Raw genomic sequence first — 13586 nt, forward strand, 5'->3', positions numbered from 1 at the left:
ACAAATATCGGCATTTAATATTTTGGGCTGTTATATTATCACAGGATATAAAATGTATTTGCAAAAAGATACAGAGCATAAACGAAACATGCTATTACTAAATAATATTTTCTAAAAGAGATATTTACATAGGATTTTTAAATATAAAAATTATTTCTTTGAATTTAATTTAGTTACAAAGAAAATACTCATTAGGTTAATAAGTTTTTGGAAAATTGTCCCCGTGGGCGAAACCGCCATAGGTAATTTGGCAAGATAGCGGTCATAGCTCTCGGGGTAATTCCTACTCCTTCTAGAGTATATCCATTTTCTATAGCTTCTTTAGATACAATGTTATCTGTTCGCAAAAAGCGTATTTGACTGGGTGTTACCAATGTTGGCAAAAGGGGAAATTTACCGATAATTTCCAAAAGACCTCCGATTAAAAGCCCAACAAAAAAAGGCATAGGAAGGATTATTTTTCTGCGGCGAATGATATTGAATATATTTTCAAGAGCATTCTGCAATGTAAGGATTTGAGGGCCTCCAATATCATATTTTTTTCCAAAAACAACACGATTTTCTAAAGCACGCACTACAAATTCTGCAATATCACAAACATATACGGGCTGTAATTTATTTTTCCCTCCACCAAAAAGAGGTATAATTGGTAAAAAACGCGACAAATTTGCGAAAGTGTTAAAGAAACAATCTTCCGGTCCAAAGATAACAGATGAACGCATAATAATTGCCTGAGGATATTTTTCGTAAATAATTTGTTCACTCATAAATTTTACACGTGCATAGAAAAACGAAGCATCTTTATTGGCTATGAGTTCTGACATATATATGAGGGGAATACTAGCTTCAGCTGTTAATTCTGAGACATTTTGTGCACCAGCAATTTGCGTATCTTGAAAGTCAGATTTATTTGCTTGCGACAAGCCACTGGGAAGAAATACAGCACCATCTGCTCCAAGCAATGCACGCGCAACAGAAGCACGATGCTTAACATCAGTTGCAAGCATTTGCGTTTGTCCAACTTCTCCTATTTGTAGCATATAATAAGCTTTTTGTGGATGACGAACAGCAACACGAACACGATAACCCCGCTTGGTTAGTGCTTCGACAATATGCCGTCCTACAAAACCAGAGCCACCGAAAACAGTAATAAGCTTAGGATGTTGATAAAGCGTGCAATCAAGCTGCATGATCAAAAGATCTACCTGTTAAATTCTCATGGAAATCTGGATTCTAGCATGGCGGTGTTTTATTGTCACGTAAAATATCACCGGCAAGATAGAGGGAACCGCTAATAAGGAGAATTGTTCCTTCATGCTCTAAGTTTATTTTATGCAAAATATCGTATAGATTCTTATATGGTTCAGCGGAAAGACCTACTTTTTTAGCAGATTGAGCTAAAATTTTTGGACAAATACTCGTGCTATTATCAGTTAGTGGAATCGTGTATACTTTATCCACAAGGTTTGCTAAAGGACTGAAATAACCGACAGAATCTTTTGTGTTCAGCATGCCAACAATCATGACAACAGAACGGTTGAATTTTTTCTTCCATTGGGCAAGTTCTTCCGCAATAGCTCTTCCCGCAGCAGGGTTATGTCCACCATCTAGCCATAAATCAATACTAGGAGATAGTTGGTCAACCAAATATCCATGAGTAAGATGCTGCATTCGTGCTGGCCAATAAATGTTCTGCAGAGCATGACTTATTTCTTTTTCTGAAGGATGAAATCCTGCTTTATAAATTGCTTCAATGGATGCGCCAGCATTGAAAATTTGGTGAGATCCGATAAGGTTTGGCAGTGGAAGATCCATTAAACATTGGTTATTTTGAAATACCATACGCCCATGTTCAGTATAGCTTTGATAATCTTGACCGAATAGAGAATAAGATGTTTTATTTTTATCAGCGAGAACAGTTAAAATGGAACGAGCTTCATTGTGCTCTTGTTTTCCTATGACTACTGGAACTTTTGGTTTTATAATGCCGCCTTTTTGAAAAGCAATTTGCGAAATTGTCTTTCCAAGAAATCTCTCGTGATCGTAATCGATGGGCATAATGAGAGATACAGCCGGATTTTTAACTACATTCGTAGCGTCAAAACGTCCTCCTAGTCCAACTTCTAAAATTACTACATCTGCTGGTTGTGTGCTAAACAGCATGAATGCTGCTGCTGTAATAATTTCAAAAACAGTGATCGGTTCTTGATGATTTACTTTTATGATTTGTTGAATTGTTTCAAAAAATTGTCTTTCTGTGACAAATTGGCCATTTCCTGTTTGGCCTAATCGACAGCGTTCATTCCAGTTAACTAAATGGGGTGAGCTATATACATGGACACGGTAACCTGCACTCTCCAAAATAGCACGACAGATGGCTGAGGAAGATCCTTTACCATTTGTTCCTGCGATATGAATGATGGGTGCAAGTCGTAAATGCGGATTACCAAGCTTTTTTAAAATGCGAAAAATACGCTCTAAAGAAAGATTAAATTTTTTTGGATAGATTTTTAGTAAATCACTTATCATTCTTTGCACTTGATCCGTATCTTTTTTCATAGATTAAGCTGCTTCTGTTTCAGAAATCGGTGCTTCAGAATTTGTTGATGGTACGTTGGAAGAATTAACAGATGCAGGATATTTCATCATTAAACGTAAAAGTTGTGCGATAGTGGCTTTCATTTCTAAGCGTGATACAACCATATCAATCATTCCATGTTCTAGAAGATATTCACTACTTTGAAAACCTTCCGGTAGAGTTTCACGTATAGTTTGTTGAATCACTCTTGGTCCTGCAAAACCAATCATAGCTCCGGGTTCAGCAATGTGTATATCACCAAGCATGGCATAGGATGCTGTAACGCCACCAGTAGTTGGATTTGTGAGAACTACAATATATGGGAGTTTTGCTTCTTTTATCATTTCAATTGCTACAGTTGTGCGGGGCATTTGCATTAATGATAGTGTTCCTTCTTGCATGCGTGCTCCACCAGATGCAGCAAAAAGAACCAAAGGACATTTGTCAGCAATCGCAGTATGAAAAGCTTTGATGATTGCTTCTCCTGAAGCCATGCCGAGTGATCCACCCATAAAAGCGAAGTCTTGAACGGTTGCAACAATTGGCAACCCTTCAATTGTACCTTTTGCACTTAGAATATTGTCGTCGACACCGAGTTTGGAGCGATAATCCTTTAATCGATCAATGTAACGTTTTTCATCTCGAAATTTTAAAGGATCTGTTGCAACTTTTGGATTTTCAATAGGTGTATAAACTCCATCATCAAAAAAATGCATAAGACGACTTTTAGCACTGATTCGCATATGATAACCAGATGTCGGGACTACATACTGATTAGCTTCTAGATCTTTATGAAATACCATTTCACCACTGATAGGATCTTTGATCCACAGATTATCTGGAATTTCACGGCGTCCCAGTATTGAGTTGATTTTGGGACGAACATAATTTGTAATCCAGTTCATCTTTATAGCCTCTCTGTTAAATATTATACAATTTTGTATTATCTGAAGGAGTATAGAGCAAAGTGATCAAGTTCATTTTATAGGACAAATAAAACCTTTGTTTGAAATTTTATCAATGTGTGTGCAAATCTAACCCCATTATCTTTTTTTAATGTCACAGTGACAACTTAAATAAGAATGTTCCTTATAGCAAATTTATTAGTAATTTGAGTAATTTACACTATCTATTTTTTTGCTTTGATATCAAATTTTACTCCTTGCGCTGATTTACAAATTTTCTGTTTACTTTCAATCAAAATCAGCATTAGTAAACTACTAATGCTGGTAATGATAATATGAAGCAAAAAACTTTGTAACTGTGAACCTAAACAAGGTTATAACAGTTCATAGGTTATGGCTGTCACAGCATTAGAGTAAGATTTTTAAGGATTTTTTCTGATAACATAAGAAACATAGAGATATTTTTAAGGAATCAAAACTTTTATAATGCACTTTCAAGCTGTCTAAACATTCTTATTTCTTTTGCCCATTCTTAATGAGTGTGAGTAGAAGAGCAAAAAAATGACACGACGATATTTGCTAAATTTTGGGCTACTTGTTGCTTACTCATATTCGGCCACTGCTCTACATTTTCTTTACTAACGAGATAAACTTGATTTGTGTCAGAACCCATGATGCTTGTGCCATCAGCATGAAGAGAAATATCATTTGCAAGAATAAAATTTGCTCCTTTTTCAAAACATTTTTTTTGTGCATTAGTAATTATATCACACGTTTCAGCAGCAAAACCAATTACAAGTGGAGGACGATTTAAAGCATGTCCGATTGTTGATAAAATATCGGTATTTTCAACCATTTGTAAATATGGTGGTGCCTTTTTAGCGCTTTTTTTTATTTTGTGTAAAGACCGTGTCTTGCTACGCCAATCACAAACAGCAGCAACAAAAATAGCTCCATCGGCTGGAAGTGCTTTTTGAACAGCTTGTAACATTTGCTCAGCTGTTTCAACATGTATTGTTTCTGTCTCTTGCGGATCAGCAAGATTAACTGGTCCACAAATAAGTGTCACTTTAGCACCTAAATGTGCGAGGGCTACCGCGATGGCATGACCTTGTTTTCCTGAAGATCGATTAGCGAGATAACGCACTGGATCAATTGGTTCGTATGTTGGGCCAGATGTAACAATGAAGTGGCGGCCAGAAAGAGGTTTTTTTTGCACACTTAAAAGAGTTTCTACTGAGGATACAATGGTTAGTGGCTCGCTCATGCGTCCACAGCCAATCTCATTGTGTTCAGCCATTTTACCAATTTCTGGACCTACTATATGAATTCCATATGAGCGCAATTGCGTGATGTTACGAACTGTTGCTGGATGCGTCCACATAGCTGGATTCATGGAAGGTGCAATCAAGATTGGACAACGTGCTGCTAAAAGTACGCAATCAGCTAAATCATCTCCTACTCCAGTTGCTATTTTTGCAATCCGATTGGCTGTAGCTGGTGCTAAAATAATCAAGTCAGCATTATGTGCTAGTCGGATATGATCAATATCATGTGTTTTTTCGCGTGCAAATAAATCTCTGTATACAGTACTACCGTTTAGAGCTTCAGCTGCTAAAGGAGTGATGAATTTTTGAGCTGATTTCGTCATAATAATATTTAAATGTGCTCCACGTTCTTTTAAACGGCGGATAAGATCAAGAGATTTATAGGCTGCAATGCTACCACCAATGATAAGAAGGAGAGATTTTGATTGCAATGATTGCATCTCAATTGCACTTACTTGAGATGGTGGTATAGATAATGCGATAGGATTTCCTAGAAGACGACGAGCCTCTTCTTCCATAGAAGTGTTATTTTGTGCCGCACGTAAGCGCAAAGCTTCCTTAGTTTCAGGTAAAAGATTTCGAATAGTGATACTAGCCATGAAGCATATCCCAAAAATAGAATGATTGCAATGAATTCACAATCATTGTTTTTAACACATTGAACAAATTAAAAAAGATGAAAAAGTAAAAAAGTTAAACAAATACAACAAAAAGCGATTATGAGTAAACTATAACGACCATAAATGTTAGAACGATTTTGTTCTATGGCAATTTGTTTTATGGTGGCAGGAGAAAGGTTAAATCCTGTTTTTACTATTTGATTTATATCTTCTTCTATACGTTGAAAATTCTGTACTAATTGTGGAGTTTTACGCACTAGAGAAAAAAATGCTCGAGCTCCTTCAGCAAGGTCATTTGTGATTCCTACAGGACCTAAATTTTTGCTAATCCATTCTTTAACAACTGGTTCAGAGGCCTTCCACATATTAAAATCAGGATCTAATGTACGAGCGACACCTTCTACAACAACCATAGTTTTTTGCAGCAATAAAAGTTCAGGTCGCGTTTGCATATCGAATAATTCTGTGACTTCAAACAAAAGAGTAAGCAATTTAGCCATAGAAATGCTTTGTGCTGATTGGCCGTGAATTGGCTCACCGATAGCTCGGTTAGCTTGGGCAAAGCTCTCAATATTATGATGTGGTGGTACATATCCTGCTTCAAAATGAGCGCGTGCTACTCGATGATAATCTCGGGTAATAAAGCCGTAAATGATTTCAGCAAGGAAGTATTTTTCTTTTTTTCCAAGTCGTCCAGTAATTCCTAAGTCGACTGCAACAATACATCCTTTGGAATCTACAAACAAATTACCAGGATGCATGTCGGCATGGAAAAAACCATCTCGTAGTGCATGACGAAGAAAGGATTGAACAAGCGTTGTTGCTAGCATTTGTAAATCGAAATGAGCTTCTTTAAGCGCAGAAATTTCGGATATTCTTATCCCATCAATCCATTCCATTGTTAAAACATTGCGTCCTGTTCTCTCCCAATCAATTTTTGGTACCCTAAAACCTTCATCGTGTTTAGTATTTTCAGCCATTTCTGATATTGCTGCTGCCTCTAGCCGCAAATCCATTTCAATATGTGTAGTTTGTGCTAAGGTATCAACAACACAAACAGGACGGAGGCGTCGAGTAGCAGGGATATAACGTTCTTGCAAATGAGCGATGAGATAAAAACCTCTAAGATCTTTAGAAAAACGCTTTCTGATATTAGGACGTATGACCTTGACAGCGCATTTTTTTTTATGACCTTCCTCATTATAGTATTCAGCTTGGTGAACTTGAGCAATGGAAGCACCAGCAATGGGGGGATAAAAGTTTACGAATAAATCACTGATAGATCGGCCAAGTGAGTTTTCAATTTGAGCAATGGCGTCGTCGTGAGAAAATGTTTGAACACGATCTTGTAGTTGCGCTAAATCTTCTGCAATATCGCGTCCGACAATATCTGGCCTAGTGGCAAGAAATTGACCAAGTTTTATGTAAGAAGGGCCTAGTTTATTGATTGCATGCGAAATATTTTCAAATCGTTTCTGTTTTTTCGTTTTACGTCGCGCTAATATACGTGCTACGCGATGGCACACTGCTAGAAACCCTTGAAGATCATCACTTGGGAGAGCGCTAAAAACACCTTCCCGCGTTAGAACCCATCCTGCGCGTATTAATTGAAAATAAGTGGAAATTTGCACCATTTTTAAATTTTCCAGCCTGAATGTATCGCTGCTATTGCACCTGTAATATTGCGATATGATACTCTCGAAAACCCCGCATTACTTATCATTTTAGCAAAATCATCTTGCTTGGGAAACTTTCGAATAGATTCAACTAAGTAACGATAAGAGTCTGCATCATTTGCAATGAGTTGACCAAGTTTTGGGATGGTATGAAAAGACCAAAGATCATAAATTTTATTCAGTATGGGTGTTTCAACATTTGAAAACTCTAAACATAGAAAACGTCCACCAATTTTTAGAATACGGAAAGCTTCCATGAGAGCTTTATCAATATGTGGTACATTGCGGATTCCAAAAGCAATAGTATAGGCATTAAAGCTTTGATCAGGAAAAGGCAAATCCTCAGCATTAGCTTCCACAAAGTCAAGCAACGAGGCAAGACCATTTTTTTGTGCGCGATTTTTGCCAATTTTAAGCATTGAGCTATTAATATCAAGTACTGTCACATGTGCTTGTTTTTGCGAAGCGTTAAGAATACGAAAGGCAATATCACCAGTTCCACCAGCAACATCAAGTACTTTCCAATTGGAAGTAGCTGGTGGAGAAAGCCACGAAACCATAGAATTTTTCCATACACGGTGTAGTCCAAGCGATAAAATATCATTCATTCGATCATAATTTTTCGCGACAGAATGAAATACGCCATCAACCATAGATTGTTTTTGTGTTTCGTTAACTCTCCTAAAGCCAAAAGTATGTTCCATACCACCTTTGACTCCTACGCGTTTTGTTTCAGCTGTCATATTCGTGACCTTCTTTGATTTTTTCTTTATCGTAAATGAAGTATAGAAAAAATATTCAAATACGAAAAATAATGCACAAAACTGCGTTTTTATACAGCTAGAAATAAAAAAATACCTTCAGATATCCAGATTAGCAACGCTTAAAGCATTATCTTGAATAAAGGTTCGTCGTGGTTCGACATCATCACCCATTAAGCGGGAAAAGAGGGAATCCGCATCAGTTGCATCATTAATTTTAACTTGTAAAAGTGCACGAGCATCTGGATTAAGGGTTGTTTCCCAAAGCTGTTCAGCATTCATTTCTCCAAGTCCTTTATAACGTTGTAAAACAATGCCTTTTTTACCATTTTTAAAAATGCTTTCTAATAAGCCAATGGGGCCAAAAATACGCTCTGATTTATCTTTGTGATGCAAGATAGGAGGGGGATTATATATTTCTTTGAAATTTTTGGAGATGCGATCAATTTTACGTGCATCAACTGAATTTATGAGTCCTGCATCAAAAGTAATAGCATCCTTAACCCCACGTAAAATGCGCTCAAAGTACAAACTCCCATCTGATGTGTATTGACCGCTCCATCCCTGTTCCATATCATCGGCAATCAAATCAAGGCGACGTGCTACATCATAAGCTATTTTTTGAGCATTTTCTGGTGTTTCAAAGGACTCAATATTAAAGGCTCCAACAATTGCAGCCTGTTCAGCAATACTTTGATTATACCGAGTATGAAGACCATTGAGAAGCTGGCGTAATACACGTGCGTCTTCGACAAGTTGTTTCAAATCAGCACCAGCGCGAACCTCCCCTGTTGATAATTCCAAGGTTATTTCTTGTAGACCAGCATCAATTAAAAATTCTTCGAATGCAGTTTCATTCTTAATATACTGAGAAGATTTACCGCGTGTTACTTTGTAAAGGGGAGGTTGAGCAATATAGAGATGTCCCCGCTCGATCAATTCAGGCATTTGCCTAAAAAAGAAAGTAAGAAGCAAGGTACGAATATGCGCACCATCAACATCAGCGTCCGTCATAATGATGATTTTATGATAACGCAATTTATCTAGTGAAAATTCATCTTTGCCGATCGATGTTCCAAGAGCAGTTATGAGTGTTCCAATCATATCAGATGAAAGCATCCTATCAAAACGTGCCCGTTCAACATTGAGAATCTTACCGCGCAAAGGTAAAATTGCTTGGTTTTGTCGTGATCGTCCACTTTTTGCAGATCCGCCGGCTGAATCCCCTTCAACGATAAAAATTTCAGATTTTGCTGGATCGCGTTCCTGACAATCAGAGAGTTTTCCCGGTAAAGATGTAATATCAAGAGCTCCTTTTCGTCGCGTGAGTTCACGTGCTTTTCTCGCTGCTTCGCGAGCTGCAGCAGCTTCTACAACTTTACTTGTGATAATTTTTGCTTCACTAGGATGCTCTTCTAGCCATATAGAGAGACCATCATGTACCAAATTTTCAACGACAGGACGCACTTCAGAGGAGACCAACTTATCTTTTGTTTGCGAAGAAAATTTAGGATCTGGAACTTTAACTGAGAGAATAGCGGTTAATCCTTCACGACAGTCATCGCCAGTAAGATTAACCTTTTCCTTTTTTATAATACCAGATGATTCGGCATAGCCATTGATTTGCCGTGTTAAAGCACTACGAAAGCCCACCAAATGACTTCCACCATCACGTTGAGGTATATTATTAGTAAAACACAATACCTTTTCATGATAGGAGTCATTCCACCACAATGCGACATCGACACTCATTCCATCTTTTTCACTTGTGATATAGATAGGATCATCAAGTAGCGCTTTTTTTGATTGATCGATATATTTTACAAATTCAATTAATCCACCATCATAGTGTAGTTCAATGGATCGCACGTCGGCGTGACGTTCATCAACAAGAATGATATGCACGCCGGAATTCAAAAAAGCTAACTCCCGTAAACGACATTCCAAAGTTTCAAAATTAAATTCAACGATAGTAAAAATTTCAGGATTTGGAAAAAATCTTATTTCTGTTCCGCTTTCTGTATCACAATTATCAACAATTTTTAGCGGATAATCGGCAACTCCGTGATTAAACGACATTTCATGAACTTTACCATTGCGTTTGATTCGCAACTGCAACCAAACAGATAATGCGTTAACAACAGAAACACCAACCCCGTGTAATCCCCCTGAAACTTTATAAGAATTTTGATCAAATTTCCCACCAGCATGCAATTGCGTCATAATAACTTCCGCTGCTGAAACTCCTTCTGTTGGGTGAATATCGGTTGGAATTCCGCGTCCATTATCACGAACAGAGCAAGAGCCATCAGCATGGAGCGTGACGTTTATAAGAGTAGCATGACCGGCTAAAGCTTCATCAATAGCATTATCTACTACTTCATAGACCATATGATGCAAGCCCGAACCATCATCGGTATCACCGATGTACATACCAGGACGTTTGCGTACAGCATCGAGACCTTTTAGAACTTTTATGGAAGCAGCATCATAGTCACCACCACACACTGGTGAGGTTGTTTCATCACTCATAAATTAATCCATTTTTACATTCAATTGGCGATATTTCATTGGTTTTTTTTGAGCTTAGAGTTCTGACCAGTTATTTATGAAATAAGCATACTAAACATTTACCGTATATCATATTTATATTCAACTGTTGTCAGTAGATATACAAATATAATGATTTTCAACACTCAAACGATATTCTGTTGTTGCAGTGCATTTTCATATGAAAAAAAGTGCTTATTTATTTACGCATTTGTTTAGATCAGTGTATGCTTAAATTTCAAACGATATAATATATTGGAATACAAAAAATGTTAACTTTAAAATAGTTATTAAGAGGATGCTTTACATTTTAATCTGTAAAAATACCGGATATTTTAGCTTCGAAAATGGGGGAAATTTTTTAAAATGGATAAATTGAAAGGCATGTTAAAGGTTCTTGTTAAAGTTTCATTGATAATGTGGGGATTCATTTTTTTATATTCTACAAAGGCTATTTCAGTAGGGATATTGCCTTCATTTTTAAATTCACATGAACATTTGGTACAACCTGATATAAGAGGTATAACCCGTTTGCGTTTTGTAACAACTTTTGATTTTCCACCTTTTAATTTTCTTGGCAGAGAGGGACACCTTTCTGGATACAATATAGATCTGTTGCGTTCTATTTGTTCAAAATTAAATCTAGAGAAATTTTGTGAGGTGGAAGTTGTTCCCTGGGAAGAACTGGTAGATCATGTCAAGAATGGCAATGCAGAAGCAATAATTGCTGGTTTAAAAGAAACAACAGAAACACATCAAGATCTTGTGTTTACTCGGACTTATTTGCGTTTTCCTGCTCGATTTGTTGCTTCTCGGTTTGTAAATTTCAATGAGCCGATAGGATCTAAGCTTATTCATTTAAATAGTGGATTTTTGCTTAATAGTGCTCACGAAAGGTTATTTCATAGCTATTTTCCTGAAGCTAAATGGAAGGGATTTAAAAATAGGGAAGAGCTTTATAAAGCATTGCGAGATAAGAAAGTTGATCTTATTTTTGATGATGGATTTTCCTTATCTTTGTGGTTGAATGATTCAACATCTTTCGATTGCTGCCATTTTGTTGGAGGTGTGTATTTGGCTCCACAGTTGTTGGGGGAAGGTATGAGAATTGCTGTTGCAAAAAGAGATGTAAAATTGGTTAATGTATTGAATTATGCTCTGAAATCTTTAGAAGATGACGGCAAGCTTGCAGAGCTTTATCTGCGTTATTTTCCAGTAAGTTTTTACTGAGGAATGTTTTCTTTAGGCAGCAGACATTAGTCTTTCATTTCCTAATCGATAAGAAATAGCTTCCGCGAGATGGTGGCGTGAAAGATAGTTTGCTTCTTCAAGGTCGGCAATGGTGCGCGCGACTTTGAGAATGCGATGGTACGCGCGAGCAGAAAGATGCATTTTTTCACTCACATCTCGTAAAAGTTTATCTGCATTTTTATCGGGAATAGCAATTTGTTCAATGATTTTTGCAGGGCAGTCGCCGTTCGTACGAATATGGTCAAGACCCAATGCAGCAAAACGTTCTGTTTGAATGGTACGGCATTGTATGACGCGTTTTGCAACATCACAGCTTTTTTCTGAATGTTCTTGTTGCATAAGATCTGTTGCTGTTAAAGCGGGAACATCAATCCGTAAATCAATTCTATCAAGAAAAGGACCAGAAATTCTGGATTGATAATCAATTTGACAACGTAATCCCTTAGCACAAACATAATTTTTCTCGCCTGCCATTCCGCATCTACAAGGATTCATTGCAGCAATGAGCTGAATGCGTGCGGGATAACTGATGTGATGGTTAGCACGAGCGATGACACATTCTCCATTTTCTAATGGTTGACGAAGAGAATCAAGGACTCGAGGAGAAAATTCAGGCAATTCATCAAGAAATAAAACACCGTTATGTGCAAGTGAAACTTCTCCCGGGCGTCCTTTGGAACCACCACCTATCATTGCAGCCATGGAAGCAGAATGATGTGGAGCACGAAAGGGGCATTGGAGAGAAATCGTATTATGTATTGTTTCTCCTGTGATAGAAGCAATTAAGGAAACATCTAAAAGTTCGCGGCTATCAAGAGGTGGTAAAATTGATGGCAAGCGTTGAGCTAACATAGATTTTCCTGCACCAGGAGGGCCTACAAATAAAAGATTATGTCGTCCAGCTGCGCAAACTTCCAATGCACGTTTAGCGGTTTTTTGTCCTTTAATTTCGGAAAGATCTGGAAGCTCAGTTCGTATTGCATATTGTCGTGGTTGTGGACGTTTTTGAATTTGTGTTCCTCTAAAGTGATTAACTATAGTGAGAAGAGTTTCAGGTGCGAGAATATTCATTTCTGCATTTGCCCACGCTGCTTCAGGACCACATTGATGAGGGCAAATAAGCCCTTTATCAAGCAGTACGGCTGTCATTGCAGCTGGTAAAACACCACTGACGGCTGCAATATATCCATCCAGTGACAATTCACCTAAAATGACATAATCTTGTGCTATTTCTTGAGGAAGTAGTCCCATAGCAAGCATTAAGCTTACAGCAATTGGCAAATCATAATGTGATCCTTCTTTAGGCAAGTCAGCTGGTGCAAGATTAATAGTGACCCGTTTATTAGGCATAGAAAGTCCACAAGCGTGAAGAGCAGCTTGTACGCGCTCACGGCTTTCTGCGACAGCTTTATCTGCCAATCCAACAATAGCCATTCCTATTTTTCCGGAGGAAATCATAGCTTGTACATCGACGGGTATTGCTTCCAGACCTCGAAAGGCAACAGTTGTGACACGTGCTATCATCAGTTTGTCCCCCCCCTTTATACTAAGAAACAACCATATCTGCACATAAAAATCAAGAAGTGTCTGCATAGCTTTTTGCATAGGAAGATCTATATACATGTGCAGGATTTTGTGGCGACTTTAGGTAGCCTTTCGCATAAATTTAACTATGACAGTGTGCTTCTGCATAAAACGTTTATGATAAATTAAATGAATATGCTAAAGGGAAAAAGCGGGAACGTTTATTTTGAAAAAAATCAAGATTTCATGAATACAAATGGGAAAAGTATAGCATTATGTATCTTAGAAAAGAATATTGTTTGATATGACCAAATATGTGAAATATTGGGAATAAGTATATTTACTTTTCTCGTTCGATGTTAATTAATGGAAGAAGTGATGTAAAGCGTACTA

General features: G+C 37.5%; 9 protein-coding genes. 1 reads left to right on the forward strand and 8 read right to left on the reverse strand.

Translation table 11 applies throughout. The features are described 5' to 3' along the window. Positions 1-191 precede the first annotated feature (191 nt). The 7 genes from V4P54_RS05735 to gyrB form a co-directional block, all read right to left on the reverse strand. A complete protein-coding gene (locus V4P54_RS05735) occupies positions 192-1190 on the reverse strand; it encodes a complex I NDUFA9 subunit family protein (RefSeq protein ID WP_455477067.1) in 999 nt (332 codons plus the stop codon). Positions 1191-1233: 43 nt separating this feature from the next. After that, the gene (locus V4P54_RS05740) at positions 1234-2559 is read right to left on the reverse strand and encodes a bifunctional folylpolyglutamate synthase/dihydrofolate synthase (protein WP_455477068.1); all 1326 of its coding nucleotides are present in this window, start codon (positions 2557-2559) and stop codon (positions 1234-1236) included. 3 nt (positions 2560-2562) lie between these two features. Further along, complete coding sequence (gene accD, locus V4P54_RS05745; protein WP_455477069.1) at positions 2563-3483, reverse strand: acetyl-CoA carboxylase, carboxyltransferase subunit beta; 921 nt, start codon at positions 3481-3483, stop codon at positions 2563-2565. Positions 3484-4015: 532 nt separating this feature from the next. Then, entirely contained in the window at positions 4016-5410 is a 1395-nt protein-coding gene (coaBC, locus tag V4P54_RS05750; protein WP_455477070.1) for a bifunctional phosphopantothenoylcysteine decarboxylase/phosphopantothenate--cysteine ligase CoaBC, read from the reverse strand. A gap of 68 nt (positions 5411-5478) precedes the next feature. Then, on the reverse strand, positions 5479-7065 hold the full coding sequence (gene ubiB / locus V4P54_RS05755) for a 2-polyprenylphenol 6-hydroxylase (protein WP_455477071.1): 1587 nt from the start codon (positions 7063-7065) through the stop codon (positions 5479-5481). Positions 7066-7067: 2 nt separating this feature from the next. Then, entirely contained in the window at positions 7068-7850 is a 783-nt protein-coding gene (ubiE, locus tag V4P54_RS05760; protein ID WP_455477072.1) for a bifunctional demethylmenaquinone methyltransferase/2-methoxy-6-polyprenyl-1,4-benzoquinol methylase UbiE, read from the reverse strand. A 117-nt stretch (positions 7851-7967) separates the two neighbouring features. Further along, on the reverse strand, positions 7968-10400 hold the full coding sequence (gyrB, locus tag V4P54_RS05765) for a DNA topoisomerase (ATP-hydrolyzing) subunit B (protein ID WP_455477073.1): 2433 nt from the start codon (positions 10398-10400) through the stop codon (positions 7968-7970). 435 nt (positions 10401-10835) lie between these two features. On the opposite strand from gyrB, the gene V4P54_RS05770 reads away from it, so the two are divergent. Beyond that, positions 10836-11648 (forward strand): transporter substrate-binding domain-containing protein, encoded by an 813-nt coding sequence (locus tag V4P54_RS05770; protein WP_455477702.1) that lies wholly within the window; start codon positions 10836-10838, stop codon positions 11646-11648. A 12-nt stretch (positions 11649-11660) separates the two neighbouring features. Here V4P54_RS05770 and V4P54_RS05775 read toward each other — a convergent pair whose 3' ends face one another. Next, entirely contained in the window at positions 11661-13193 is a 1533-nt protein-coding gene (locus V4P54_RS05775) for a YifB family Mg chelatase-like AAA ATPase (protein WP_455477074.1), read from the reverse strand. Between the last annotated feature and the right edge of the window lie 393 nt (positions 13194-13586).

This window comes from Bartonella sp. B41, from assembly GCF_053795765.1.